25 protein-coding genes are annotated in these 24,295 nt (G+C 61.0%); 16 read left to right on the top strand and 9 right to left on the bottom strand.

The window, feature by feature from the left end:
• The first annotated feature begins 24 nt into the window (after nucleotides 1–24).
• The gene (locus tag AC2YI2_RS06900) at nucleotides 25–1,017 is read left to right on the top strand and encodes a hypothetical protein (RefSeq protein ID WP_487385697.1); all 993 of its coding nucleotides are present in this window, start codon (nucleotides 25–27) and stop codon (nucleotides 1,015–1,017) included.
• A 39-nt stretch (nucleotides 1,018–1,056) separates the two neighbouring features.
• On the opposite strand, the gene AC2YI2_RS06895 is transcribed toward AC2YI2_RS06900, so the two are convergent.
• Nucleotides 1,057–1,734, bottom strand: a complete 678-nt coding sequence (locus AC2YI2_RS06895) for a glutathione S-transferase family protein (protein ID WP_487385696.1) — start codon at nucleotides 1,732–1,734, stop codon at nucleotides 1,057–1,059.
• A 94-nt stretch (nucleotides 1,735–1,828) separates the two neighbouring features.
• Between AC2YI2_RS06895 and AC2YI2_RS06890 the strand changes: the two genes are divergently transcribed.
• The 5 genes from AC2YI2_RS06890 (at nucleotide 1,829) to AC2YI2_RS06870 (ending at nucleotide 8,268) form a co-directional block, all read left to right on the top strand.
• Nucleotides 1,829–2,278: a MarR family winged helix-turn-helix transcriptional regulator gene (locus AC2YI2_RS06890; protein ID WP_487385695.1), complete on the top strand. Its 450-nt coding sequence runs from the start codon at nucleotides 1,829–1,831 to the stop codon at nucleotides 2,276–2,278.
• 732 nt (nucleotides 2,279–3,010) lie between these two features.
• Nucleotides 3,011–3,232, top strand: a complete 222-nt coding sequence (locus tag AC2YI2_RS06885) for a hypothetical protein (protein WP_487385694.1) — start codon at nucleotides 3,011–3,013, stop codon at nucleotides 3,230–3,232.
• Nucleotides 3,233–3,278: 46 nt separating this feature from the next.
• Nucleotides 3,279–4,718: a methyl-accepting chemotaxis protein gene (locus tag AC2YI2_RS06880; RefSeq protein WP_487385693.1), complete on the top strand. Its 1,440-nt coding sequence runs from the start codon at nucleotides 3,279–3,281 to the stop codon at nucleotides 4,716–4,718.
• Nucleotides 4,719–4,799: 81 nt separating this feature from the next.
• Nucleotides 4,800–6,899 carry a S9 family peptidase gene (locus tag AC2YI2_RS06875; protein WP_487385692.1) on the top strand — a complete coding sequence of 700 codons (2,100 nt, stop codon included), beginning with the start codon at nucleotides 4,800–4,802 and terminating at the stop codon, nucleotides 6,897–6,899.
• A 280-nt stretch (nucleotides 6,900–7,179) separates the two neighbouring features.
• Nucleotides 7,180–8,268, top strand: a complete 1,089-nt coding sequence (locus AC2YI2_RS06870; RefSeq protein WP_487385691.1) for a vWA domain-containing protein — start codon at nucleotides 7,180–7,182, stop codon at nucleotides 8,266–8,268.
• A gap of 12 nt (nucleotides 8,269–8,280) precedes the next feature.
• On the opposite strand, the gene AC2YI2_RS06865 is transcribed toward AC2YI2_RS06870, so the two are convergent.
• Both AC2YI2_RS06865 and AC2YI2_RS06860 read right to left on the bottom strand, forming a co-directional pair.
• Nucleotides 8,281–9,213 (bottom strand): c-type cytochrome, encoded by a 933-nt coding sequence (locus tag AC2YI2_RS06865; protein WP_487385690.1) that lies wholly within the window; start codon nucleotides 9,211–9,213, stop codon nucleotides 8,281–8,283.
• 116 nt (nucleotides 9,214–9,329) lie between these two features.
• Nucleotides 9,330–9,767, bottom strand: coding sequence for a c-type cytochrome (locus AC2YI2_RS06860; RefSeq protein ID WP_487385689.1), 438 nt, complete (start codon nucleotides 9,765–9,767; stop codon nucleotides 9,330–9,332).
• Between the two features lie 272 nt (nucleotides 9,768–10,039).
• Between AC2YI2_RS06860 and AC2YI2_RS06855 the strand changes: the two genes are divergently transcribed.
• A complete protein-coding gene (locus AC2YI2_RS06855; RefSeq protein WP_487385688.1) occupies nucleotides 10,040–11,233 on the top strand; it encodes a glycosyltransferase family 87 protein in 1,194 nt (397 codons plus the stop codon).
• On the opposite strand, the gene AC2YI2_RS06850 is transcribed toward AC2YI2_RS06855, so the two are convergent.
• Nucleotides 11,196–11,837 (bottom strand): LysE family translocator, encoded by a 642-nt coding sequence (locus AC2YI2_RS06850; protein ID WP_487385687.1) that lies wholly within the window; start codon nucleotides 11,835–11,837, stop codon nucleotides 11,196–11,198. The two genes, AC2YI2_RS06855 and AC2YI2_RS06850, sit on opposite strands and share 38 nt — an antisense overlap.
• A 147-nt stretch (nucleotides 11,838–11,984) precedes the next feature.
• Here AC2YI2_RS06850 and AC2YI2_RS06845 point away from each other — a divergent pair, with 147 nt between their 5' ends.
• Nucleotides 11,985–12,680 carry a helix-turn-helix transcriptional regulator gene (locus tag AC2YI2_RS06845; protein ID WP_487385686.1) on the top strand — a complete coding sequence of 232 codons (696 nt, stop codon included), beginning with the start codon at nucleotides 11,985–11,987 and terminating at the stop codon, nucleotides 12,678–12,680.
• A gap of 56 nt (nucleotides 12,681–12,736) precedes the next feature.
• Here the strand turns inward: AC2YI2_RS06845 and AC2YI2_RS06840 are convergent, their stop codons facing one another.
• Nucleotides 12,737–13,339, bottom strand: coding sequence for a superoxide dismutase (locus AC2YI2_RS06840; protein WP_487385685.1), 603 nt, complete (start codon nucleotides 13,337–13,339; stop codon nucleotides 12,737–12,739).
• 176 nt (nucleotides 13,340–13,515) lie between these two features.
• Between AC2YI2_RS06840 and AC2YI2_RS06835 the strand changes: the two genes are divergently transcribed.
• Entirely contained in the window at nucleotides 13,516–13,890 is a 375-nt protein-coding gene (locus AC2YI2_RS06835) for a hypothetical protein (RefSeq protein WP_487385684.1), read from the top strand.
• A 51-nt stretch (nucleotides 13,891–13,941) separates the two neighbouring features.
• Here AC2YI2_RS06835 and AC2YI2_RS06830 read toward each other — a convergent pair whose 3' ends face one another.
• Both AC2YI2_RS06830 and AC2YI2_RS06825 read right to left on the bottom strand, forming a co-directional pair.
• Nucleotides 13,942–15,387 (bottom strand): RtcB family protein, encoded by a 1,446-nt coding sequence (locus AC2YI2_RS06830; RefSeq protein ID WP_487385683.1) that lies wholly within the window; start codon nucleotides 15,385–15,387, stop codon nucleotides 13,942–13,944.
• A gap of 130 nt (nucleotides 15,388–15,517) precedes the next feature.
• On the bottom strand, nucleotides 15,518–15,892 hold the full coding sequence (locus tag AC2YI2_RS06825; protein ID WP_487385682.1) for a hypothetical protein: 375 nt from the start codon (nucleotides 15,890–15,892) through the stop codon (nucleotides 15,518–15,520).
• Between the two features lie 196 nt (nucleotides 15,893–16,088).
• Here AC2YI2_RS06825 and AC2YI2_RS06820 point away from each other — a divergent pair, with 196 nt between their 5' ends.
• On the top strand, nucleotides 16,089–17,660 hold the full coding sequence (locus AC2YI2_RS06820) for a helicase HerA-like C-terminal domain-containing protein (protein WP_487385681.1): 1,572 nt from the start codon (nucleotides 16,089–16,091) through the stop codon (nucleotides 17,658–17,660).
• A gap of 293 nt (nucleotides 17,661–17,953) precedes the next feature.
• Nucleotides 17,954–19,480: an ABC-F family ATP-binding cassette domain-containing protein gene (locus AC2YI2_RS06815; RefSeq protein ID WP_487385680.1), complete on the top strand. Its 1,527-nt coding sequence runs from the start codon at nucleotides 17,954–17,956 to the stop codon at nucleotides 19,478–19,480.
• A gap of 263 nt (nucleotides 19,481–19,743) precedes the next feature.
• On the opposite strand, the gene AC2YI2_RS06810 is transcribed toward AC2YI2_RS06815, so the two are convergent.
• Nucleotides 19,744–20,184, bottom strand: coding sequence for an organic hydroperoxide resistance protein (locus tag AC2YI2_RS06810; protein ID WP_487385679.1), 441 nt, complete (start codon nucleotides 20,182–20,184; stop codon nucleotides 19,744–19,746).
• A gap of 138 nt (nucleotides 20,185–20,322) precedes the next feature.
• Here AC2YI2_RS06810 and AC2YI2_RS06805 point away from each other — a divergent pair, with 138 nt between their 5' ends.
• Nucleotides 20,323–20,757 carry a MarR family winged helix-turn-helix transcriptional regulator gene (locus AC2YI2_RS06805; protein ID WP_487385678.1) on the top strand — a complete coding sequence of 145 codons (435 nt, stop codon included), beginning with the start codon at nucleotides 20,323–20,325 and terminating at the stop codon, nucleotides 20,755–20,757.
• A gap of 3 nt (nucleotides 20,758–20,760) precedes the next feature.
• Here the strand turns inward: AC2YI2_RS06805 and AC2YI2_RS06800 are convergent, their stop codons facing one another.
• Entirely contained in the window at nucleotides 20,761–21,621 is an 861-nt protein-coding gene (locus tag AC2YI2_RS06800) for a L,D-transpeptidase (RefSeq protein WP_487385677.1), read from the bottom strand.
• Nucleotides 21,622–21,766: 145 nt separating this feature from the next.
• On the opposite strand from AC2YI2_RS06800, the gene AC2YI2_RS06795 reads away from it, so the two are divergent.
• From AC2YI2_RS06795 to AC2YI2_RS06780, 4 genes are all read left to right on the top strand, one after another.
• On the top strand, nucleotides 21,767–23,137 hold the full coding sequence (locus AC2YI2_RS06795) for a TIGR03808 family TAT-translocated repetitive protein (protein WP_487385676.1): 1,371 nt from the start codon (nucleotides 21,767–21,769) through the stop codon (nucleotides 23,135–23,137).
• A gap of 62 nt (nucleotides 23,138–23,199) precedes the next feature.
• On the top strand, nucleotides 23,200–23,691 hold the full coding sequence (locus AC2YI2_RS06790; protein WP_487385675.1) for a CreA family protein: 492 nt from the start codon (nucleotides 23,200–23,202) through the stop codon (nucleotides 23,689–23,691).
• 41 nt (nucleotides 23,692–23,732) lie between these two features.
• Nucleotides 23,733–23,990: a type II toxin-antitoxin system Phd/YefM family antitoxin gene (locus AC2YI2_RS06785; protein ID WP_487385674.1), complete on the top strand. Its 258-nt coding sequence runs from the start codon at nucleotides 23,733–23,735 to the stop codon at nucleotides 23,988–23,990.
• Nucleotides 23,987–24,241, top strand: a complete 255-nt coding sequence (locus AC2YI2_RS06780) for a Txe/YoeB family addiction module toxin (protein ID WP_487385673.1) — start codon at nucleotides 23,987–23,989, stop codon at nucleotides 24,239–24,241. Before AC2YI2_RS06785 ends, AC2YI2_RS06780 begins: the two co-directional genes overlap by 4 nt.
• Nucleotides 24,242–24,295: the final 54 nt, after the last annotated feature.

Below are 24,295 nucleotides of genomic sequence, written 5' to 3'. Positions count from 1 at the left end.
ATTTGAGAGAGCGAGCCTGAACCGATGAAACTCCGTCCGATCATGAGAACCGACCTGCATGTGGCGGTGTCCCTACTCAGTGAGGGTTTTCGGCTCCATTCGAGGGAATTCTGGAACGCCAGCGTCGTAGAATTGCTGTCCTATACGGAGAAGCGCTGGGACGGCATCATCGGACACATTGCGTCCGCGAACGGACAGGAAATTGGCATTTGCCTGTCAATTCCCGGCATGCGCACGGCCTACGAGGCTGTTCCGCACAAGGTCATCAATCTCGCCGCACTCTATATGCGCCCCGGCAACGAATGGTTGACCACGCTCTTCATGCGCCGGCTGATGAAAGATCCGGACGTGGAATATCTCGACGTCACGGCTTCCGAAACCATGCGCAACGTCTTGAGACAGCTCGGCTTCGCCGATCGCGCGACGGGCATGGTCATCGTCCCGACGGCTGTCGCGGCAATGCACCCGGGAAGGACGACCCGCATACTGCCAAGGGCACACCTAACCCCGGACATGATGTCGCCCGGCCATCTTGACCTGCTCGACCAGCATGCTCGCCGTCAGGCCATATCGCTCGGCGTCGACGTCGACGGCAAGGTCCATCCGCTCATCCTTGTCCCAACGTCCCGAAAGCGGCTTGCAGGCGGCCGCATCATTCTGGCGCGCGATCGCGAACTGATCCGCTCGTCCAGTGGCGCCCTCGCCCGCCATCTCCTGAAGCTCGGCCTATTCTTTTTCGAGTTCGACAGCCCGTCGCCAGTCCCGATCCTTGGTTCGCGCTTCGTAAGAAAGGGCGCACCGGTACAGACGACATGGCCGATCGAGGTCTCCTCTATCGACCACACATATTCCGAGCTGCTGTTCATTCCGGCATTGCAGCGTCAACCTCTGTTCGCGTTGCGGCGGCAGGGTGGGAATCCCAAAGTGCCGCTCATTCCGGGTCTGCTGGATGCCAGCATCACAGCAGCACCCTCGACAACTCTCGCTCTCAGCCTCGTCGAGATGTTGCCGGTTTAGCCGCCGAAGGGCGCGGGATCCTCGCGCCCTCAATCCAGGTCACGCTGCCTGCCGCGCAGCAAGCACTCCAGCCAGCACACCGTCCTGCTTGGCCACGAAGGCGAGCAGCCGGTCGGCATAGTCAGCCACGACCGCCGCCTTCACGCTGTCACGCCCGGCCAGCGCCTTGCGCCACGCGACCAGTTTCGGCTTGCCCGCAAACGTGCCGAGATCGACCCGTTGCTCGAACACCTCGAAATAGCGGAACACCGGCGCGAAGACCGCGTCAACCAGGCTGAACCGGGCGCCGGCGAAGAACGGCCCCTCGCCGAGCTGATCCTCGATGCGGGCGAACTTCTCGGACACTGCCGTTACCGCGTGATCGAAAGCCGAACGGTCCTCGGCCGTCTCGATCGTCCAGATATTCGCAAGGATCGATGAGCCGAACTCCATCCAGGCGCGATGACGCGCGCGGGTGAGCGCATCGCTCGGATGCAGCTTCGGCTCGACCGTCTCGTCGAGATATTCGACGATGACGGCGCTCTCGAACAACACCTCTTCGCCAACCATTAGAAGCGGTACCTTGCCCAACGGCGAGATCTTGCGGAACCAGTCCGGCTTGTCGGCGAGATCGACATTGATCCGCTCGAAGGGGACATTCTTCTCGGCAAGCGCGATCGAGGCGCGTTGCACATAGGGGCAAAGATCGAAGGATATGAGTTTCAGGGTCTTTGACATTGCATGCTCCATATTAATGCATTTGCATCTATATGAATGCATACGCATCTTTTGTCAAGCTTGATGCATCTGCATGAATATGGATAATGGAGCCATGACCGCAAAGAAAATGCCCTCCGACGCCACCACTGATGCCTGGATCGCCCTCGTACGTGCCCATCAGAGGGCGATGACCTCGATTGAGGCCGACCTCAAAGCCGCGGGCTTCCCGCCGCTCGCTTGGTACGACGTGCTGCTGGAACTCCGCCGCGCCGCGCCCGACGGGCTCCGCCCCATGGAGTTCGAGGATCGCCTGCTGCTCGCCCAGCACAATGTCTCACGCCTGCTCGACCGTCTGGAAAAGGCGGGACATGTCAGCCGCGAGGCCCACGAGAGCGACGGCCGCGGCCAGCGCATTCACGCCACCGAATCTGGCCTCGATCTCCAGAAACGCATGTGGCCGGTCTATGGCGCCGCGATCGAGCGGCATCTCGGCACAAAACTCGCCGGTGACCACGAGACGGAAAGATTGGCGCAATTGTTGCGGAAGGTGGCCCAACGCTGATCGGCGGCCAGTCACAGTCCCCGGCCCGCGACTGCTTCCTCCAAACGATACCGGAACGAGGCACTTCGCAGGTCTCGTTCGGCAGTCGCATCAAGTCGACCAGACCGCCAACATCGTGCTTGGGCGCGCTTGGGGGGGTATGAAGGCTACAAAAAATTCTGCGCATTATTCAATTATCCCAATAAATTACCACCATTTTTCTCCGCCCCCTCCAGCCATGCGATAATCACTCCCGTCCCGCATCGGCTACCACGCATGGCGATGCGTCGAGGCGGGACCGGTGCCTGGTGTGGGGAGACGACGCAAAGCTCCATGCCAGGGCCCGTGCAGAAAATGGTCCTCCTCAGGCCTGAAAAAGGGCCTGGCGTGCCTGTGAGGCATAGGAGGCATTCGAATGCCAGCCGGGGGTGATGGACCGGCACTTCCGGACTGCCAGCGATGGAGGACGGAGGAACATCGTGGGCGTGGAGGCCAAGGCTAACTCGGCTTCCGCCACCCCGGGGCATTCGATGACGCAGAGGGACCGGAGTTGCGCGGGAAAAACCACCGAACGGGGCACGGAAACGGGCCTTATCGACTGCCGCGAGGCAGTCATACCTAACGTGGCACGGTTTCGTGCCCCGGCCGACATCCTATGCGAAAGCGGGGAATCGGGAGACGTGCATGGTCAAACCACGGGGCGGAACCGCCCGCGTGAACGAGGAGGTGTGACCACTTGTCGAGGACTGACGAATGAAGCGACTGGGCAGCCGGCTCCGCGGCATCCTTGAGCAGGACGAACGCGAACCCGGGTTTCCTGAGCGCGACACTACCCTCGGCGACACCCTGGCCCGCGGCATAGCCGGGCTGATTGATGTGGGCGAAGGTCACGTCGCCGTCCCGCGCGCCGGCAACGCGCCGTTCGGTCGTCCGCCTGCTGATTGCATGGCCGCGACACACTTTACCACTGGTTAATCATGTTCATTCACTAATGTCTGATCAAGCATTTCCGGAAATAGCTATGCTCCACGCCGTTGAGACAGCAGTGCCCGCCGACGCCACGCTCCAACCCACCTCGGGGCCGGATTTGAGCGTGATCATCCGCACGCTCGCGCATGAAGCGGCCTCGCTCGGTGTCGATCTTGTTGATATTTCGGGCGCGATCTCCGATGTCGCCGCCGTCTCCAGCCGTCACGAGACCGTCTTCGCTGACATCGTCAAGAGCGCCAGCGCGATCGCATCCGGCACCGGCGACGTTGCCGGGACGCTTGGCCGCACGGATGCCAGCGCCGTCGAGGCACGGGCCGTGCTCAGCCGTTCCTCGACCGAACTCTCGCAATCGATCGCCGACATCAAGCTGCTGGCCCAGACCAGCGGCACTATGTCCAGCGAGATCGAAACGTTTTCGGGCGCGCTCTCCGATGTCGACAAGCTCGCCGCCGAGATTGCCCAGATCGCCCGACAGACCAACCTTCTCGCACTCAACGCCGCGATCGAAGCTGCCCGCGCCGGCGAGGCCGGCAAGGGTTTTGCCGTCGTCGCCAGCGAAATCCGCGCCCTCTCGCTCCAGACGTCCCAGACGACGGCGAGCATCCAGGGCGTGCTGAATGGCCTGAAGGCGAAGATCCTCTCGCTCAACGAAGCCGGCGCCCGCGCGATGAAATCCGCGGCAAGCGTCGAACGCTCGTCGGGTTCCGTGAACGAGAGTTTTGGTGCCCTCGAAGGCGCCATGCATGGCATTCTCGATTCCTCGCATTCGGTCGCCGAGATCGCGAGCCGCATCGACAAGCAGTGCGAAACCTTCGTCGCAACCCTGTCCGAAGTGTCCAGCGACATCGTCAAGTCAGGTGCTGTTCTGCAGGGTGCCGCGGGCCGCACGGGCAAGGTCGTCTCCCTTTCGGAGCGCCTCATCCAGTTGACGGCGAGCGCCGGCGTCGAAACCGAAGACACGCCCTGGATTGTCGAGGCCCAGAGCGTGGCAAACGCCATTTCGGATGCCTTCGAACACGCTGTTTCGGGCGGCCGCATCCGCCTCGACGACCTCTTCGATCGAAAATACAAGCCGATCCCCGGCACCGATCCCGTCCAGCACATGGCGCGCTTCACCGAACTCACGGACGCGATCCTGCCCGGCCTCCAGGAGCCCGCTCTCAAACTCTCCGACCGGGTCGCCTTCTGCGTCGCCATTGACGACCAGGGCTATCTGCCGACCCACAATGCAAAATTCGCCCAGCCGCAGCGTCCCGCAGACAATGTCTGGAACACCGCGAACTGCCGCAACCGCCGCATTTTCAACGATCGTGTCGGGCTCGCCGCCGGCCGTTCCACCGAGCCATTCCTCGTCCAGACCTACCGCCGCGATATGGGCGGCGGCAATTTCGTGATGATGAAGGACATTTCTGCGCCGATCACCGTCCGCGGTCGCCACTGGGGCGGATTACGGCTGGCGATCAAGATCTGACCCGCATCACGCCGTCCGGGCTTGGCGGCGTCGCCGAAGCACACTACATCTCGGGTCGCAAATGATCCGGAGTTCGCCGCCTTGCCCTTTTCCAATTCCCTGCCGACCCCTCCCCGCGCCGCCCAGAAGCCAGTTTCAGACACTCGTCACGGCATCACGCGGACGGACGAATATGCCTGGCTGAGGGCCGACAACTGGCAGGCGATGTTCAAGGACCCGTCGATCCTCGATCCCGAGATCCGCGCCCATCTCGAAGCCGAGAACGCCTATGAGAAGGCGGCAATGGCCGATACCGAGGACCTGCAGAAGGAACTCTTCAAGGAAATGCGGGCCCGCATCAAGGAAGACGATTCCTCCGTGCCGATGAAGGACGGCCCTTATGCCTATGGCACGCTTTACGTCACCGGCGGCGAGCAGGCGCACTATTTTCGCACCCCGCGCGAAAGCGACGGCCTCAAGGAAGTGCTGCTCAACGGCGACCGCGAAGCCGAAGGCAAGGACTATTGCCGCATTTCCGGCCTCGACCATGCCCCGCAGCATGACAAGGGCCTCTGGGGCTACGACGACAAGGGTTCCGAATATTTCACGCTCAAGATCCGTGATTTCGCGACGGGCCGCGATCTCGATGATGTTGTCGAGAACACCGGCGGTGGCGGCGTCTGGGCACCCGACGGCAAGAGCTTCTTCTATTCGATGCTCGACGAGAACCACCGCCCGTCAAAAATCTTCCATCATATACTCGGCACGCCGCAATCGGCCGACCGTTTGGTCTTCGAGGAAGAAGATGCCGGCTTTTTCATGGGCGTCGGCGGCTCGCTGCTCGATGATTACATCTTCATCGACATCCATGACCACGAAACGTCGGAAAACTGGATCATTCCGGCCAATGACCCGGCGGCCGAGCCGAAACTGGTTGCCGAACGAAAGGAAGGCATCGAATACGAGCTGACCTCGGGCGGCGACGTCTTCTACATCCTCACCAATGACGGCGACGCCAAGGATTTCAAGATCATGCAGGCGCCGGTTTCCGCGCCGGGCAAGGAGAACTGGACCGAGGTCGTGCCGCATCGTCCGGGCACTCTCATCCTGTCGCATGGCGCTTTCAAGGGCCATCTCATCTGGATGGAACGGCACGAGGGCCTGCCGCGGATCATGATCCGTGACCGGATCAGCGGCGAGGACCACGCCATCGCCTTCGACGAGGAAGCCTATTCGCTCGGCCTCGGCGGTTCGCTCGAATATGATACCGACTGGATCCGCTTCACCTATTCGTCGATGACCACGCCGTCGCAGCTCTACGACTACAACATGCGGACGCGTGAGCGCGTACTGCTCAAGACGCAGGAAGTTCCCTCCGGCCATACGATCGAGGATTATGTCACCCGCCGCATCTTCGCCCCCGCACCAGATGGCGAACTGGTGCCGGTCACCCTGCTCTATCGCACGAATACCGCGCTCGACGGCTCCGCGCCCTGCCTGCTTTATGGCTATGGCGCCTATGGCATCTCGATCCCGGCCTCGTTCTCGACCAATGCGCTGTCGCTGGTCAATCGCGGCTTCGTCTACGCCGTCGCCCATATCCGCGGCGGCAAGGACAAGGGCTTCGCCTGGTACGAGAACGGCAAGATGAAGCAAAAGACCAACACCTTCAGAGACTTCATCGCCGCGGCCGACCATCTGGTGAAGGAGAACTTCACTTCTTACGACCGCATCGTCGCCGAAGGCGGTTCGGCCGGCGGCATGCTGATGGGCGCGATCGCCAATATGGCGCCGGAAAAATTCGGCGGCGTGATTGCCGCGGTGCCCTTCGTCGACGTGCTCAATACGATGCTGGATGATACGCTGCCGCTCACCCCGCCCGAATGGCCCGAATGGGGCAATCCGATCGAATCCCAGGAGGCCTACCGCAACATCGCTTCCTATTCGCCCTACGACAATGTCGGCGCCAAGCCCTATCCGCCGATCCTGGTGCTCTCGGGCCTCACCGATCCGCGCGTCACCTATTGGGAACCGACGAAATGGGTTGCACGGCTTCGCGACCATTCGACGAGCGACAATCCGATCCTGCTCAAGACCAATATGGGCGCCGGCCACGGCGGTGCGTCGGGCCGTTTTCAGCGACTCGAGGAGATTGCTCACGAATATGCTTTCGCGCTGAAAGTAACGGGACGAACACAATGAGACATGTGCGTCCCAAATGGAAGCAAGGCGACTGTTCTCGCCTGTATTATAATATTACTTTTTGAGAATTGTCAGTTTCCGATAAGCTGTCATTAACCTTCATACCTGTGAGGTTCGGCAAACCTGCACAAAAAACGGCCATTTCGTCGGCTTCGGCCGTTTGGTTTACTCCCCCTTAGCGTTTGCGGTGGTTAATTACCTCATCATAACGAGGAAGCCAGCCATGATCGCTAGCGCCGCCCGTCTTAGGACTAGACTAAAGAATACTTGCCGCCGGTTCATGACGGACCGCGCCGGCAATCTCGCCATGTCCTTCGCCATCATCAGCATACCCCTGCTGGGGGCGATGGGCGCCGGCGTAGACTATATCCGTGCGTTGAATCTCCATCGAGAAATCCAGAGCAGCCTCGACGCCGCGCTGGTTGCCGCGGTTAAGGACATGGGAACCAAGGACGACGACGCACTGAAGCAACAGTTGTCCAACTGGCTTGCGGCCGAGGCGACCATTTCTGGTGCTTATACGCTTGATACGAATAGCGTCGTTATCGACAAAACCGCCAATGGCATAACCGCTACGGTTCGGGCCAACCTCAATACGTCCTTTCTCAGAATTCTCGGCAAGGACACAGTCGCGGTGGCAGTCAACGCCAGCGTGATCGAAGGCACCAGTGTGGAGACGAAGAACCCATTCTCGATGTATCTCGTCCTGGACCGCTCGGGATCGATGGCTTGGGATACCGATACGACCTATACGGCGACCTGCTATACCAACAATTGGAATAAGACGGGCGCGTATCCGTGCACCAAGAAATACACCAAAATCGAATCGCTGAAGCTGGCAACGGACATGATGGTGGATCAATTCAACACGATCGATCCCGAACAAAAGTACATTCGGCTGGGCGCCATATCCTATAGCAGCGAGTCTCACACCCCCGAACCGCTCGATTGGGGCTCGGCGGCCGTCCAAGCCTATGTGAAGGATCTTGAAGCCGATGGCGGCACCAATTCGACTAACGCCTTCAAGACAGCCTACAACAGCATTAAGCCACAAAGCGAAAACAACGCACATAAGAAGATGAACGGCGAGGAAGACCCAGGAAAATACATCGTCTTCATGACGGACGGCGACAACAACGACCCCAGCGACGACACCCAGACAAAGAAATGGTGCGACAAGGCGCGCGGCGACAATGTCCGCGTGTTTAGCATCGCATTCATGGCTCCGGACAAGGGCCAGGCTTTGCTGAAATATTGCGCGACGGGCACCGAGGACTACTTCGAAGCTGACGACACGGCGGCGCTTGTCGCGGCTTTTGAAGCGATCGGACAAGCGTCGTCCAAGACGCCCGTCCGTATCACGAATTAAGCGAGTGATCGCTTATGGCGTGACCTGGGCACTCTTGTGCCCGGGGATCGCCTTGAGATAGGCCGCGATTGCTTCGCGATCTTCGGCCGGCAGCTTTGCCATGTTCTTCTGCACCTCGGCCATCGAGCCGCCGACGAAATCGAAGTCCGGCGTATTGCCGTCCTTGAGATACGTCACAATGTCGGCTTCGCTCCAAGAAGCAATCGAGCCCTCCGGCGTGATGTTGGGAATCTTGCCCTTGCCCTCCGGATTGGGCGCACCCGCCAGCCACATGTCGGCGAGAAAGCCGCCCATGGCGTCGCGCGGCGTATGGCATTCGCCGCAATGGCCCGGTCCCTCGACGATATATTGACCACGCTTCAGCTTCGCGTCGGCGGAGGTGAGCGTCACACGCGGCACCTCGTTGAGATAGAGAAACTTCCATCCCCCGAGCGCCAGCCTGATGTTGAACGGAAAACCCAATTCATGTGGCGGCGCGACATTGTCGCTCTTCGGCAATGTCTTGATATAGGCGAAGAGGTCGCTCACGTCCTTGGCGGTCATCCGCGCATAGGAGCCGTAGGGCAGCGACGGATAGAGATGTTCCCCGTTCGGCCCGACCCCGCGGGTCAGCGCATCACCGAATTGCGCAAGCGTCCACGCACCGATGCCGGCCTTCTCATCGGGCGAGATGTTCGGCACATAGAATTTGCCGAAAGGGCTGCCGAGACCAAGGCCGCCGGCCAGCACGAGCTCCGCCTCACCGGTCGCGTTCGGCGCCTTGTGACAGCTGACGCAGCCGCCCATGGCAAAGACAAGCTCGCCATTCTTGGCATCGGGCGTGCCGGCACTTTCCCAGAAGGAGGCGGGATGCGGCTGGGGCCGGGTAATATAGAGAAAGGCCCCTGCTCCGATCGCGCCGAGCGCGACGAGGGTTCCGAAAATCTTGACGATCTTTCCGGCCACGGCCGTCCCTCCAGTTGGCTGATCGAATAGTGCCAGTGAATGGTGTTTTGCACCAGCCCATCGATGGCACAGTCGCCGGGCGCTCGCGCCCGACGACCGATCCGTTTTGGAGGGAGCTATTCCTTGAGGCGGTAGGCCTGGTGGCAGGCACCGCAATTCTGGCCGAGCGTGCCCATGGCGGCACCCACGGCTGCCGCGTCGGCTGGGAGCTGTGCCAGCAGCGCGTCGGCATCGCTGGCGAGCTTGGCTGCCTTGGCTTCGAAGTCCGCCTTGTTTTCCCAGATCGTCGGGCTGGCAACCTTGTCGTCATTCTCCGAGCCGGGCGGGAAATAGGTCGGGAAGACCGTGATGGTCTCCTTGATCGTCGTCAGCGATGCCTTGACGACCTCAGCATCATAATCCTTTTCGCCCTTGGCGATGGCGACCAGTCCGCCCACGGCGCCGCCGATCTTCTTCATCGCAGCTTTGCGGTTCTCATGCTGGTTTTCGGCGGAGACGACCGCGGTCGCCCCGATAAGACAGAGTACGGCCGCGGCCAGTATGCGCTTGATCATCGTCCTGGTTCTCCCCTGTGACGGCCCTTGCAAAATCGGGCTCCAATTCACGACGCGGCCACCATCCCATAGAGTCGATCGATTGAAAATAACATTTGAGTGATGACGAGCATTTGAAAGCTGTCAATCGCTCAGATTATTCAAGAGCTTAAGACAGAACCTTTCGAGACTGCCGTTAAATAGAACATTTAAGGCCCGCGGGGTCTGTTGTTCAATATTCGGTAACAGATCGTCTTCTAAAGTCGTAACGATACGGTCGACGATAGATGATCATGCGCTTCGACACCCCTGTCCGATCCTTTCTGCTCTCAGGGCTGCTTGTCGCGGGCTTCTCGATCATCATCGCTATCCTGCTCAGCTGGCAGGACCACCGGGTGGCGGATCTTCCATTCCAAGTCAAAAACAAGGACTTCGCCAACTACTGGATGGCGGGAAAGCTCGCAATCGAGGGCAATGCGATGCGACTTTTCGGTCCGCCTGCAGCCTATTTCGATGAGATGAAGGCCATATTTGGCGCCGACTATCCCTGGCACAACTGGAGCTATCCCCCGCACGCGGCGCTTCCGCTGGTACCGCTGGGTCTGATGCAGTTCCTTCCTGCGATGGCGCTGTTTCTCGGACTGACGCTTTCTCTCTATCTCCTTTCCCTGGCAACCATTGAGGCCAAGTGGTCGCTGATGGCCGTGCTGCTGTTGTCACCCTTTATCGTTGCCAATCTGGTCTCGACGCAGAACGGCTTCCTCACGGCGGCTCTGATGGTTGCCGGGCTGGCACTCCGCGCTCGCAACCCGCTGCTGGCCGGCATTCTGCTCGGTGTGCTCACATGCAAACCGCAGCTTGGCTTTCTGCTGCCGATCCTGCTCATCGCGGAAGGACGCTGGCGGGTCATCCTTGCCGCGACAGTGACGACGGCGGCGCTGCTTTCGATGTCCGTGCTTGCCTTCGGCACGGAAAGCTGGATCGGCTACGTCTCCCTTGTCGCGCCCTACCAGACCGAAATCATGAATACGCTGGGCGGCGACTTCCCGTTCATGATGGGCTCGGCCTTCGGCTCGGCCCGGAGCTTTGGAGTGACGGCCGACACAGCCCTCCTGCTCCACCTGCCCTTCGCCGCTGCCGGTGTCGCACTGTTCGCCCTCAGTCTCTGGAAAGTCACGGACTTCCATGCACGCGCCTTCGCGACACTTCTGGCTACCTTCCTCATAACCCCCTATTCCGTCGCCTATGATTTCGGCGCCGTGGCGGCGTTCGCCGCGTTGTGGCCCATGGCTGCCGGGGACAGAAATCCGCCGTTCCATCTCCGTGTCCTGATGCTGCTGATCGCGGTACTTCCGATCGCCATGCTGCCACTGGGCAAGGCGGGACTGCCGCTGACGCCTGTCATTCTGCTGGCCGCACTCGGCGCGTTGCTCGCAAGTGAAGGCGCGTTCACGCGGACAACTCGATCCAGCCCCGCCACGCCGTAAACAGCGCGGCCAACACGATCAGGGCGCCGGCAGCCCGGCCGACCATGACCGTTGCGGTGGCGTTGCCGGTAAGAAGAACCCGCACCCGGCTCGCGCCCAACGCAATCGCTCCATAAATCAGGAACTGCACCACGATCGTCATCAGGCCCATGACGACTGCCTGCTGCGCAATCGGGCCATATTGCGGCTTCATGAACTGCGGATAGACGGCTAGGATGAAGAGCCAGGCCTTGGGGTTGAGCATGCAGGTCAGAAAACCGCGCCAGAACGTCGTGAACTGTGAGGGTGCGGTCGCCCCCTCCACCCTGTCGACGATGATCGAGCTGCGCATCAGCCCGATTCCGACCCAGGTCATGTAGGCAGCGCCGAGCAGCAGCATCGGCAGGAAGAGTTGCGGGATCAGGACAGTCAGCACCGTTACGCCCAGCGTGCCGATGATCGTATGCACGATGCCGCCACCCATGATGCCGAGGATTGCGGCCAGTCCCGCGCGTGCACCGCCCGCGAGCGCATTGCCGAGTACGAAGATCATGTCCATGCCGGGGACGACGATGATACCAAAGAGGAGCGTAGCGAAAATCCAGAGGTTTTGCGAGTATTCCATGTCAGTTGCCGGTTCCTGAAAGAGCTGCGCCAAGCGTAGGTATTCTTTTTTTTCAGTGTGTTGCGAGGCGATATAGCGGATGGCAACTGACAGCATTGTGTCAGTTGTGATGCGATTACCGAGTAAATGGAACGAACGGAGCAGCCGGTGCGCAAGGCCTCACGCCTCTTTGAAATCATCCAGATTCTGCGACTGGCTGACCGCCCGATAACCGCCGCACAGATCGCCGAGCGGCTCGAGGTCACACCGCGCTCGATCTATCGGGATATCGTGGCGCTGCAGGCGATGCGGGTACCGATCGAGGGCGGACGCGGCATCGGCTATATCCTGCGGCCTGGCTTCCACCTGCCGCCGCTGATGTTTTCGATCGAGGAAACCGAAGCGATCGTGCTCGCGTTGGCGTTGCTCCAGCGCACCGGCGATCTGGCGCTGCGCAAGGCGGCAAAATCGGTGAACGATAAGATCGCCGGCGCCATGCCGCTACCGCTCCGGCAGTCGCTGACCTCGGAGGCCATCCATGCCTGGGGCACCGTGATGCCAGAACCCGATGGCATCGATCTGGCCCTCGTTCGATCAGCCATCCGGGACGAGCGGAAGCTGCATATCGCCTATCAGGACGAACAGGGCCGGACGACCGAACGAACGGTGCGGCCGATCGCGCTCATCTACTACTCCGCCCACTCGGTGATGGTCGCCTGGTGCGAATTGAGGAACGGGCTGCGCAACTTCCGGGCCGACCGCATCACGGAGGGCGCGGCACTTCCGGATCGCTTCACCGGCGAAGGCGACAGGCTGCGCAAGCTCTGGATGGACGGCTGGGAGACCAATTCCACCAAGCCATAAAAAACTCCGCAAGACCAAGGACTTGCGGAGTTGACAAGAATCAATTTCTGAAGCGCTTACTTGGAAGCGGCTTCATACATTTCAAGGACATAGTCCCAGTTGATCAGGTTGTCGACGAAGGCTTCGAGATATTTCGGACGCAGGTTGCGATAGTCGATGTAATAGGAATGTTCCCAGACATCGACGCCGAGGATCGGCTTCGCGCCATGGACGAGCGGGTTTTCGCCATTCGGGGTCTTGGAGATTTCGAGCTTGCCGTTCTTGACCGACAGCCACGCCCAACCGGAGCCGAACTGGGTCGTGCCGGCGGCAACGAAATCCGCCTTGAACTTGTCGTAGCCGCCGAGGTCGGAATCGACCGCCTTCTGCAGCGCGCCCGGCAGGCTCTTGCCGCCGCCGCCCTTCTTCATCCACTTCCAGAAGTGGATGTGGTTGTAATGCTGACCGGCATTGTTGAACAGGCCGGCATTCTTGCCGAACGACTGCACAACGACCTCTTCGAGCGAGAGGTTGGCCATGCCGGCTTCTTCGGCAAGCTTGTTGCCGTTGGTCACATAGGCCTGATGATGCTTGTCGTGGTGATATTCGAGGGTCTCTTTCGACATGTAGGGCGCGAGCGCTTCATAGTCGTATGGGAGCGGTGGCAATTCGAAAGCCATGGCGGTGTCTCCTTCATTTGATTATCATCAGGTGGGGTGGGTTGGAACATAGGTTTGCCCCGCCTACATAGCAACGGGTTTCCACGAATAAATTCCGTCACATCGACCGTCTAGAAACGATATTGCCGGCGCGGACGGACATAGGGAAAACGCAGCTATCAACCGGAGGTTCGACGATGAAATCAGTTATTCTGCCCGTTGCGACGATCGCGGCGGTCCTATCCGCTGGTACCGGGGCCCACGCCTCCAGCCCGGACGCCTGGAAGCAGTTCAACGCCGAGGTCGAGCAGAAATGCGCCGATGCCGCACGGGACATGTTCCGCAAGCCGCAGGTGGCGGTCGACCCCATCGGCAGCGAGAATTTTGGCCTCGCCATCGTCTATGGTCGGTCGAAGGAAGTTAAGGGCCGCGCCGCCGTGGTCTGCGTGGTCAACAAGAAGAATGGCGCTGTCGAACTCGGCACCGAGATGAGCAACGACCTGATCCGCGTCCGCAAACCCAAAGATGACGACAAGGACGACGCCGACGACGGCCAAAGCGGGGCCGAATAACTCGAGCAAACGAATTCCGAAAGGCGCCGCGATCAGCTCGCGGCGCCTTCGTTATCCCTTGACCGTCAGCATCGGCCGGATGCGGACGGCGCGGCGGACCATGCCGGCGTCGCACATGGCGTCGACGACATCGTCGATCGGCCGGTAGGCCGACGGCGCCTCCTCCATCAGCCTTGCCTTTGCCTCGGACGCGACATCCGGGCGCGCGCGGATCGCCGGGCTGTTGAGGTCGACGGGACCGACAATACGCAGTTTCGAAAGCGTATCCGGCGCGTGGCGTGCCTCCTGTCGCGACAGGCGGCGGCCGGCGCCGTGGGCGGAGGATTGCAGCGTGTCGGCGGAGCCGGTTCCCGAAAGCAGCCACGAACCATCGCCCATCGAGCCCGGCAGGATGACGGGCTCGCCGAACCATTGCAGTCGTGCCTCGGTTAGCGATCCGACGCCCCGCGCCGGGCAGGCGCCCTTGCGGTGGAGCGCGCGTTCCTTGCCGATCCAGATCGCGTTGTGGGGCGCGTCATAGATCGTTCGGAACGAAAGGTCGCGGCCAAGGGCCCGCGACAGCGCCTCAGCCGCTTCGACAGCGATGAAGAAGCGGTTGGCGAAGGCCGCATTGACGGCGTTGGCTTGGCCCACCACGAAACGCCGATAGAGCTCGGGATCGGCCTGCCGCGACAACAGGCGGTGATCCAGCCGCTTGCATTTCAGCGCCTGCAGTTTCTCGCGCGTTGCCGAGCCGATCCGCTGACCGAAATCCAGCGAACCCGAATGGACGACGACGACAAGCGCGTCGGCGCTGATGCCGAGCGCCGCGGCAAAGGCGGCATCGGCAATGCGATCGACGCGGCCGATCTCGACGAAATGATTGCCGCCGCCGATCGAGCCGAGCATGGCATCGTGGCGGAAGCCATCATCGAGCGCGGCGTAGTGGTCGAAGTCCGGATCGACATCGGACGCCTCGAAGACACCGGCATCGGCGCAGCGGTCGAGGTCGGCCCAGCTGGCCGCGAGGTCGAGCTTGGCGAGCAAACCCTTCCGGCCGGCAGCAAAACTCTCGAACAGGCCGGGAAGGCCGTCACGCAGCAGCGCATGGCGGTTGCGTCCGGACAGCGCGAGATCACGGCCGCCCTGGAAGTAGATGTGCCTGAGATGACCGTCGAGCGTGTCCGGCAGGTCGCACGCGCCCTGCCCCTCGATCACGATCATCCGCATGCCGCAGCCGATATCGTTGCCGATCATGTGCGGCAGCACCGCGCCTTCGATATCGGCAACCACGCCAACGGGCACCGGCTTTCCGGGATGGAAGTCCGGCGTCGTGGCGATGTCATGGATGGTCGCGCCGATTTCCGCACAAGCGGCCTTTGACGGCAGCGCGTCGGCGAGATCGGCATAGGCGCGCCGCTTCTGACCCTCAGGTTCACCGACGGCGGTGACCGAATGGACGAGATGATCCGCCACGCGCACCTGCGCGATACCGGACCGTTCCAGTTGATTGAGCATGATAATTCTCCGTTTGCCCAGGGTTCAGCAGCCGCGGCAATACGGAATGACGTTTCAGATACAGGAAAACCGGCCACGGGTAAATTCCCGGGCCGGTCGAATCCTTGCCAGAAATGAGACGTCTACGCGGCTAGACGAACTGGCCGAGGCCGGGGATCGAGGCCACGACTTCGTCGACCACCTGATCGCCTGCATATTGCCGGGCGAGCCCGATCGTCTGCTTGGCGAGTGCCGTGATCTCGCCCATGCCGAGGCCCTGGCCCATCAGCTGCTGACCGAGGCCCATGATGCCGCCGCCGGCGAGGCCCGACAGGAAGCCACCGGAGCCGTCGCCGCCATATTGCGAGATGAGGTCCTTGGCACCCGGAATTGCCGCGAGCATCTTCTGCACTGGGCCGTCCTCGCCTTCCTTTTCCAGGAAGCCAAGCATCAGACCCAAAGCCTTCTCGGCAACATTGGGTTGGATACCGGTCGCTTCCGAGATCTGACGGATAATGTCGTTCATGGCTTCCTCCATATACTGCTCCAAACCTGCCTATTCAAACGTTTCGACATTGGCAATTGGGAGACGCCAAGCCGCTGAAAAAATTGCGCGGACCGCGACTCCGACAACGGTTGTCGGGTCCTTGCGCACACCCTATAACAGCCTGACAGGAATTCAACGAGGCCGCCCGGCGGACAAGGCGGCGTGGGAGAAAAGAATGCTGGAACAAGGCAAGATCTATCTCGGGACCAGCCGCAAGCCGGATGATTCGATCAACAAGCCGGAATATCTCGACCTCAAATACGGCAACCGCCATGGCCTCGTCACAGGCGCAACAGGCACGGGCAAGACGGTCTCGTTGCAGATCATGGCCGAAGGATTCTCCAATGCCGGCGTACCGGTCTTCTGCGCAGACGTGAAGGGCGACCTTTCGGGCATCGCCGCCATGGGCGAGTTCAAGGACTTCCTCGACAAGCGCGCCAAGGATATCGGCTTCTCCGACTACGACTTTCAGGAATTCCCGGTCATCTTCTGGGACCTCTATGGCGAGAAGGGCCACCGCGTCCGCACGACACTGACCGAAATGGGACCGCTCCTGCTGTCGCGCCTCATCAACGCTTCGGACGCGCAGGAAGGCGTGATCAACATCGCGTTCAAAATTGCCGACGAAGGCGGGTTGCCGCTGCTCGATCTCAAGGATTTCCAGGCACTGCTCAACTATATGGGCGAGAACGCATCGGAATTCTCCAACAAGTTCGGCTTCATCTCCAAGGCCTCGGTCGGCTCGATCCAGCGCGAACTGCTGATTCTCGAACAGCAGGGGGCGGCGAAATTCTTCTCGGAACCGGCACTCAAGATTTCAGACATCATGCGCACGACCAATGACGGCCGAGGCGCGATCTCGGTGCTGGCCGCCGACAAGCTGATGATGAATCCGCGGCTCTATGCGACCTTCCTGCTCTGGCTGCTGTCGGAGCTGTTTGAGGAGCTTCCAGAGGTAGGCGATCCCGAAAAGCCGAAGCTGGTCTTCTTCTTCGACGAGGCGCATCTTCTGTTCAACGACGCACCGCGCGTGCTCGTCGAACGGGTCGAGCAGGTGGTTCGGCTCATCCGATCCAAGGGTATCGGCGTCTATTTCGTCACACAGAACCCGATGGATGTCCCGCCTACGGTGCTCGCCCAGCTCGGCAACCGTGTGCAGCATGCGTTGCGCGCCTATACGCCGCTGGAACAGAAGGCAGTGAAGACGGCGGCCGACACGTTCCGCCCCAATCCCGATTTCGACTGCGCCACCGTCATCACCACGCTCGGCACCGGCGAAGCGCTGGTCTCCACCATCGAGACCAAGGGCGCGCCCTCGGTTGTCGAGCGCACATTGATCCGCCCGCCCTCCTCGCGTCTCGGTCCGATCACCGATGCCGAACGCAAGCAGGTCATGGACGTGAGCCCGGTGAAAGGGCTCTATGACGAGGATTTCGACCGCGAATCCGCCTTCGAGATTCTGACCAAGAAGGCCGAGCAAGCCGTTCAGCAACAACAACAGCCCGACCAGCAAGAGCAGCAGCAGGAACAACCCAAGACCACCGGCACGATCGGCGGCTGGACGCTGCCCGGCTTTGGCACAAACGACGATGCTCAGCCCGAAGTCAGGCAGCAGAAGAAGTCGGGCTACCAGCGCGAAACCGTGGTGGAAGCGGCGATGAAGTCTGCCGCGCGCGCTGCAGCGACGGCGATCGGTGGCGCGATCGTCCGCGGCATTCTCGGCAGTTTGACAGGGCGCCGACGCTGAACCCGAGATCGGCGCTTCGCGACGCCGTTCTGAAACGAAGCAATATTGCCGGGGCGGCATAGCCGTGATATTTCCCACTTTACGAAAGGAGAGCCACGCATGACCTTTATCCGGCACCATCGCCAGCGTGGCCCCGTCCAGGCCCTGCAAATGCGTTTGCAGGGCTGACCAGAACAAGACTTCCTGGTCTGCCCATCGTGGCGACGGCTTATCGAGCCGTTATATCTTCCCAAGTGCAATGCCGTGACCGCGCCCGAAATGCGCCCGATTGCATGCCAGACCAGAGACTCTCCATGTCCATCATCAGTATCCGCAATCTTGGCGTCACGCTCGGTGCGCCGCTCTTCGTTAACCTCAATCTCACGCTCAATGCCGGCGACCGGCTCGGCATCGTCGCCGCCAATGGGCGGGGCAAGTCGACGCTGCTGCGCGCGATTGCCGGCCACGTCGAACCCACCACAGGCGAAATCACCCGCTCGCGCGGCGTCACACTCGGCTTCGTCGAACAGAGTATGCCGGAGAGGCTGCTGGCCGAGCCCTTCTATCGCGCCGTCCAATTGGCACTGCCGGATGACCAGGCCGAGAATGAAAGCTGGCGAGTCGATATCGTACTCGACTCGCTCGGCGTCAGTGAGGAACTCCGAAATCGTCCACTCGGGCAACTTAGTGGTGGCTGGCAGCGCATTGCGCTCATCGCCCGCGTCGCGGTGACCGAACCCGATGTCCTGCTGCTGGACGAGCCGACCAACCATCTCGACCTCGCCAAGATCGCCCAGGTCGAGGACTGGCTGGCCACTCTGCCGCGCGACATGCCGGTGATCATGGCAAGCCATGACCGCGCCTTCCTCGATGCCGTAACCAACCGCACACTTTTCCTGCGCGGCGAGAAATCGCCGGTCTTTGCGCTCCCCTATTCCCGGGCGCGCGCGGCGCTCGACGAGGCCGATACCGCCGACGCGCGCCAATTCGAAAGGGAGATGAAGACGGCCGATCAGTTGCGGCGGCAGGCGGCGAAGCTCAACAATATCGGCATCAATTCCGGCAGCGACCTGCTGGTGGTGAAGACCAAGCAGCTCAGGGAGCGAGCGGCGAAGATAGAAGCCCAGGCACGACCATCACACAAGGAGCGCTCGGCCGGTGCGATCCGCCTCTCCAACCGTGGCACCCATGCCAAGGTGCTGGTCTCGATCGACGATGTCACGGTCTCGACGCCTGATGGAACCGCCCTCTTCCGCACCGGCAAGCAAGTGATCTGTCAGGGAGACCGGATTGTGCTGCTTGGCCCGAACGGCGCCGGCAAGACACGGCTGGTGGCCCAGTTGAAGGCAGCGATCGCCAGTCTCGAAACCGGCGCGTCCGGAATTAGGGTCACGCCGACGGTCGTGCTCGGCTACGGAGACCAGGCGCTTGTCGATCTCGCCGATGCCGATACGCCATTCCATGTGCTCAACGCTCGCTTTGAACTCGGCGATCCTCGTATCCGATCATTGCTCGCGGGTGCCGGTATCGGGCTTGACCTGCAGGTCAAGGCGATCCGCAACCTGTCAGGCGGCCAGAAGGCGCGGCTCGGCATGCTGGTGCTCAGGTTGACCAACCCGAATTTCTATCTGCTCGACGAGCCGACCAACCATCTCGATATCGAGGGACAGGAGGCCTTGGAAGACGAACTGCTCGAAAACGAGGCGAGTTGCCTGCTCGTCTCACACGATCGCAGCTTCATCCGAAATGTCGGAAACCGCTTCTGGCAAATCGAGAAGAAGAAGCTGATCGAGGTCGACGACCCCGAGGCCTTCTTCGCCTCACAGGCGGCAAACCGCTGAGGACGGCCGGCGGCGCGTCACCGACGCACCGCCGGTCATGCCACTCATCACAACACGAAATCCGCCACAACCATCGTCGGTCCGCCGCTGGTGAACCCGGGCGGCGATGACCTCCGTATAGGCTTCGGCACTGAACAGCAGCCGACGCACAAAGCAAATGAACCCGGCGGCTCGCATCTGCGAAGCCGCCGGATACCCCCGCCGCATCTCCATCGAATCACGATGATATTTGGTCGCCTGCTGTTTCGCTTCCCCCAAATGGGTTAGGCGGCTGCAGCCGTCTGTGCGAGCGAGACCTGGACCTCCGTCGCAGTGCGCATGGCGTGGCTGTAGGGGCAGACGATATGGGCCTTGGCCACCAGATCCTGCGCGACAGCGGGGTCGACGCCCGGGATATCGGCAACCAGGTTCACCTCGATGCCGAAGCCGCCGCCGTCTTCGCGCGGGCCGATGCCGACATGGGCGGTGACCGTGGTTTCAGGCGAGAGCTTCACCTTGGCCTGGCCGGCAACAAATTTCAGAGCGCCGAGGAAGCAGGCGGAATAGCCGGCCGCGAAAAGCTGTTCGGGATTGGTGCCGGTGGCGCCGTCGCCGCCGAGTTCCGTCGGGGTTGTGAGCGTGACGGCGAGATTGCCGTCAGACGACTTGGACGAGCCGGAACGGCCGCCGGTGGAGGTAGCGCTGGTGCGATAGAGGATGGGCATGACAGGGTCTCCTTTCGTGTGGTGATTTTTATATTGCACACAATAATATTTTGCACAATATAATTTTGAAAGTTTTTTCTCTGGCGCTATGATGGCGGCCAGGAAAAACAGAGTTTTTCCGGGAATACGGAGTCCGCCATGTCCAGGGATGCGCTCGCGCTCGAAAACCAGCTGTGCTTCGCGATCTATTCCGCGTCGCATGCCTTCACCAAGTTCTACAAGCCGCTGCTTGCGGAGCTAGACGTGACCTATCCGCAATATCTGGTGATGCTGTTCCTGTGGCAGTCGCCCGAGGCACGGGTGACGGATATCTGTGCCGCCATGGGTCTCGATACCGGCACACTGTCTCCCCTGCTCAAGCGGCTGGAGAAGACCGGGTATATCAGGCGTGAGCGTAGCGCCGAGGACGAGCGCCAGGTCGTGATCCGGCTCACGCCGCTGGGCCAGTCGAAGAAACCGGTGGCCGAGCGCATTCTCATGGAAATTTGCAAGGCGGTCGGCTGCAGCTTGGCGGAGATCGAGACGCTGCGCGACGCGCTCAAGTCCTTGAAGACGAACCTCGCAGCTGCCTGACCATCATTTGACGATGATCTCGGCGCCGTTCTCGACCCTGTTGTAGAGGTCGATGACATCCTGGTTGAACATGCGGATGCAGCCGGACGAAACCTGCTTGCCGACCGACTTCCAGTCCGGCGTGCCGTGGATGCGATAGAGCGTGTCTTTTCCACCTTGGAAGATGTAGAGCGCGCGGGCGCCGAGTGGGTTGTTGATGCCGCCGACCAGACCGCCATAGCTGGCTGAGAACAGCTTCATCTCCGGCTTGTCCGCCACATAGTTTTCCGACGGCGTCCAGCGCGGCCAGGTCTTCTTGAACTTGATCACGCCAGTGCCCTTCCAGCCATAACCCATCCGGCCGATGCCCACGCCGTAGCGGATCGCGCGATTGCCTTCGAGCACGAGGTAGAGATGACGCGCGCGCGTATCGACGACAATGGTGCCGGGCCGTTCGCCGCCGTCGTAGCGCACCTCACGGCGGAGATATTGGCCGGAAACCTTGTCGGTCGGGATGGCGGGGAGCCAATGGCCGGCATCGTCGAGCTGACCATAGCGGCTGCCGGGGCGCGGCACGGTGTTGGTCGTGAAGGGATCCGTCCGCGTCACGACATTGGTGGCCGGATATTCGACCTCTGTCGTCACATGCGTCGTTGCGACCGTCTCGACCTGGGCGGTTTCGAGATCGCCCTCATAAAGCGGCAGACGCTTCGACTTGACCGGCGGTCGATCCCAGACCGGCCGCGTCTGTTGCACGAAGCGATCGGGATTGACCGTGCTCGAATCGTAGACGTCGAAATCGTTGACACTGTTGATCACGCAGCCCGGAAGGATGAGGCTGGATGCAAGGAGAGCTGCAAGGCTGATCAAGCTGCGCGTCGTCATGGCGGCGAATCCCGGTTTCATACCAGCTTCGTCATCGCATGGTCGTCTGGCGTGTAGCTTGCGACTCTGGAAGCCCTGCACCGCCTGCAAAAATGCTCCATTCTGGCACGGATCCGCGTGGCACGCTCCTTGCTGATAACCCGGCATGACCCACACGATCACCCGTCGCAGTCTCCTTGCCGGCCTTGTCGCCCTGCCCGTTGCGGCGCAGGCGAAGAACCGGGATCCGCTTTTCGCCGCCGCCGACTTTCGTGGCGGACTCGACGCATCGCACTATGGCGTTGTACCCGATGCCTTGGGCGCGGATGCCAAGGCATTCAATCGGCTGCTGCGCGATGCATCAGCCCGGAACATGCCGGTCTTTCTGCCGCCCGGCATTTATCGGTTGAGCAATATCGACCTGCCGGCGAATATCCGGATTTCGGGCGTGCCCGGTGCGACGAAGCTCGCCTACTCCGGTGAGGGCCAGTTCATGCGGGCGATGGGCGGAAAGCGGGTGGCGCTGACCGATATCACCATCGACGGCGCCAATAGATGGCTGGCTGATGATCAGCCGGGGCTCATGACCTTCCAGCAGGTCGAGGATCTGACGCTCGAGCGCTGCGAAATCCTCGGCGCGCAGAAATTCGCGGTCTGGGCGGAGCGTTGCGGCGGGAGGATCGACGGCAATACGATCTCAGGCGCGGTGGCGAGCGCTGTCTATGCCGTGGAAAGCCGAGACTTTGCGATTCGTGACAATGTCGTCCGGGATTGCGGCGATGGTGGCATTCTCGTCCATCGCTGGACCAAGGGTCATGACGGCACGATCGTATCGGGCAACCGCATATCGCGCATCCTGGCGAAGTCGGGCGGCACCGGTGAATATGGCAATGGTATCAACGTCTTCCGCGCCGATGGCGTGCAGATCGCCAACAACTATGTCTCCGACTGCGCCTTCACGGCGATCCGTTCCAATGCAGGCTCCAATGTGCAGATCACGTCGAACCAGTGCCTTGGTTCCGGCGAGACAGCGATCTATTCCGAATTCGGCTTCGACGGCGCTGTCATCTCCAACAACATCATCGATGGTGCCGCCAACGGCATCCTATCCGTCAATTTCAACGAGGGCGGACGCCTGGCAGTGATCAGCGGCAACCTGATCCGCAATCTCAAACTGACTGCACCTTATGAACAAGAAGACGCCCTCTTCGGCATTGGCATCGAGGCCGAATCGGATGCATCCGTCATGGGAAATGTCATCGAGAATGCGCCACGCTGGGGCATGCTGATCGGCTGGGGGCCGTATCTCCGCGACGTCAACGTCACGGGGAATGTGATCCGCAATGCGCAGGTCGGCATTGCCGCCACCATCGTCGAAGGCGCGGGGCAGGCCTCAATACGGCAAAACATCTTCTCCGGCATCAAGGAAGCGGCCGTCGCCGGCTACCGCTGGATCGAGAAGGTGACGGGCGACCTGACAGTATCAGGCGCCGAAACCTTCACGCATCTCGACATCGCCGATAACAGGATTTCCTGAGCAGCCGTTGAAACCACATGCCGCACTATCCAATTGTCCTTGCGAGACAAAGGAGTGTCGCCATGAGATCGTCTATTGCTTCCGCCGTAATCGCCCTTGTGTGCCTGGCCGCACCGGCCAACGCCGCAGACCGGGTCGGTGAGGTCGGTGTCGACTGGACCGGCAATGACATCGTCATCGATGCGGTGCCTGATCCGAAGGTTCAGGGCGTGACCTGCCATGTCACCTATTTCGAGCGTGGCGTGATCGACCGCCTTCGCAATGGCAACTGGTTCGAAGACCCGTCCAACTCGTCGATCGCCTGCCGCCAGACCGGGCCCATCGTCATCGGCGACATCGATCTCGATGAAAACGGCGAGGAAGTGTTCAAGGCTGGCCTGTCGCTGATCTGGAAGAGCCTGGTCGTCAACCGCATCTACGACAAGAAGAATGATACGTTGATCTACCTGATCCATTCGCGCGAAGTCGTTGACGGATCAGCGAAAATGGCGATTTCGACAGTGCCGCTCTACAATCAGCAGGCCACTTGGACCGAGGGCAAACCCGAAGAATGAAGGCCTCTTGATCATTGTACCTATTTTGGTACAATGTCGCTATGCGCTCAACATCCTACAGTGACCTGAGAAAAAACCTTGCGGCCCGGCTCGACGAAGTCGCCGACGACCGGGCGCCGCTGCTCATCACCCGTGAAGGCGGCAAACCTGCCGCCGTTCTGATGTCGCTCGAGGATTTCGCATCCTATGAAGAAACCCAGCATCTGCTGAGGAGTCCTCGTAACGCCGAGCGCCTGCTGAAAGCGATAGGTGAGCTCGATGCCGGGACCAACGGCCAGGAGCGTGAGCTTCTGGAATGAAGCTCATCTTTCATGGCGACGCCTGGGAAGACTATCTCTACTGGCAGACGGCCGATCCAAAGATGCTTGCGCGTATCAATCTCCTCATCAAGGAGACTGGACGCACGCCGTTCCAGGGGATCGGCAAGCCGGAACCGTTGCGCGGCAAGCTTTCCGGTTGGTGGTCACGCCGGATCGACCAGGAACATCGCCTCGTCTATCGCCCGACCGAAGATGGGCTACTGATCGCCCAGTGTCGCAATCATTATTAGACACGCCAAACCCGGCCGCGAGATTGTCGCAGCCGGGCGCTCTGGGAAGAGGAT

The sequence above is a fragment of the Rhizobium sp. SRI_017 genome (assembly GCF_057586295.1).
The sequence above is the reverse complement of the archived record's forward strand: the minus strand, read 5'-3'. Positions and strand labels throughout refer to the sequence as shown.

What these genes read in the sequence shown, in the direction of transcription:
- AC2YI2_RS06900 (WP_487385697.1), top strand. Translation starts at nt 25, where the DNA reads ATGAAACTCCGTCCGATCATGAGAACCGACCTGCATGTGGCGGTGTCC.
- AC2YI2_RS06895 (WP_487385696.1), bottom strand. Translation starts at nt 1,734, where the DNA reads ATGTCAAAGACCCTGAAACTCATATCCTTCGATCTTTGCCCCTATGTG.
- AC2YI2_RS06890 (WP_487385695.1), top strand. Translation starts at nt 1,829, where the DNA reads ATGACCGCAAAGAAAATGCCCTCCGACGCCACCACTGATGCCTGGATC.
- AC2YI2_RS06885 (WP_487385694.1), top strand. Translation starts at nt 3,011, where the DNA reads ATGAAGCGACTGGGCAGCCGGCTCCGCGGCATCCTTGAGCAGGACGAA.
- AC2YI2_RS06880 (WP_487385693.1), top strand. Translation starts at nt 3,279, where the DNA reads ATGCTCCACGCCGTTGAGACAGCAGTGCCCGCCGACGCCACGCTCCAA.
- AC2YI2_RS06870 (WP_487385691.1), top strand. Translation starts at nt 7,180, where the DNA reads ATGACGGACCGCGCCGGCAATCTCGCCATGTCCTTCGCCATCATCAGC.
- AC2YI2_RS06860 (WP_487385689.1), bottom strand. Translation starts at nt 9,767, where the DNA reads ATGATCAAGCGCATACTGGCCGCGGCCGTACTCTGTCTTATCGGGGCG.
- AC2YI2_RS06855 (WP_487385688.1), top strand. Translation starts at nt 10,040, where the DNA reads ATGCGCTTCGACACCCCTGTCCGATCCTTTCTGCTCTCAGGGCTGCTT.
- AC2YI2_RS06850 (WP_487385687.1), bottom strand. Translation starts at nt 11,837, where the DNA reads ATGGAATACTCGCAAAACCTCTGGATTTTCGCTACGCTCCTCTTTGGT.
- AC2YI2_RS06840 (WP_487385685.1), bottom strand. Translation starts at nt 13,339, where the DNA reads ATGGCTTTCGAATTGCCACCGCTCCCATACGACTATGAAGCGCTCGCG.
- AC2YI2_RS06835 (WP_487385684.1), top strand. Translation starts at nt 13,516, where the DNA reads ATGAAATCAGTTATTCTGCCCGTTGCGACGATCGCGGCGGTCCTATCC.
- AC2YI2_RS06830 (WP_487385683.1), bottom strand. Translation starts at nt 15,387, where the DNA reads ATGCTCAATCAACTGGAACGGTCCGGTATCGCGCAGGTGCGCGTGGCG.
- AC2YI2_RS06825 (WP_487385682.1), bottom strand. Translation starts at nt 15,892, where the DNA reads ATGAACGACATTATCCGTCAGATCTCGGAAGCGACCGGTATCCAACCC.
- AC2YI2_RS06820 (WP_487385681.1), top strand. Translation starts at nt 16,089, where the DNA reads ATGCTGGAACAAGGCAAGATCTATCTCGGGACCAGCCGCAAGCCGGAT.
- AC2YI2_RS06815 (WP_487385680.1), top strand. Translation starts at nt 17,954, where the DNA reads ATGTCCATCATCAGTATCCGCAATCTTGGCGTCACGCTCGGTGCGCCG.
- AC2YI2_RS06810 (WP_487385679.1), bottom strand. Translation starts at nt 20,184, where the DNA reads ATGCCCATCCTCTATCGCACCAGCGCTACCTCCACCGGCGGCCGTTCC.
- AC2YI2_RS06805 (WP_487385678.1), top strand. Translation starts at nt 20,323, where the DNA reads ATGTCCAGGGATGCGCTCGCGCTCGAAAACCAGCTGTGCTTCGCGATC.
- AC2YI2_RS06800 (WP_487385677.1), bottom strand. Translation starts at nt 21,621, where the DNA reads ATGACGACGCGCAGCTTGATCAGCCTTGCAGCTCTCCTTGCATCCAGC.
- AC2YI2_RS06795 (WP_487385676.1), top strand. Translation starts at nt 21,767, where the DNA reads ATGACCCACACGATCACCCGTCGCAGTCTCCTTGCCGGCCTTGTCGCC.
- AC2YI2_RS06790 (WP_487385675.1), top strand. Translation starts at nt 23,200, where the DNA reads ATGAGATCGTCTATTGCTTCCGCCGTAATCGCCCTTGTGTGCCTGGCC.
- AC2YI2_RS06785 (WP_487385674.1), top strand. Translation starts at nt 23,733, where the DNA reads ATGCGCTCAACATCCTACAGTGACCTGAGAAAAAACCTTGCGGCCCGG.
- AC2YI2_RS06780 (WP_487385673.1), top strand. Translation starts at nt 23,987, where the DNA reads ATGAAGCTCATCTTTCATGGCGACGCCTGGGAAGACTATCTCTACTGG.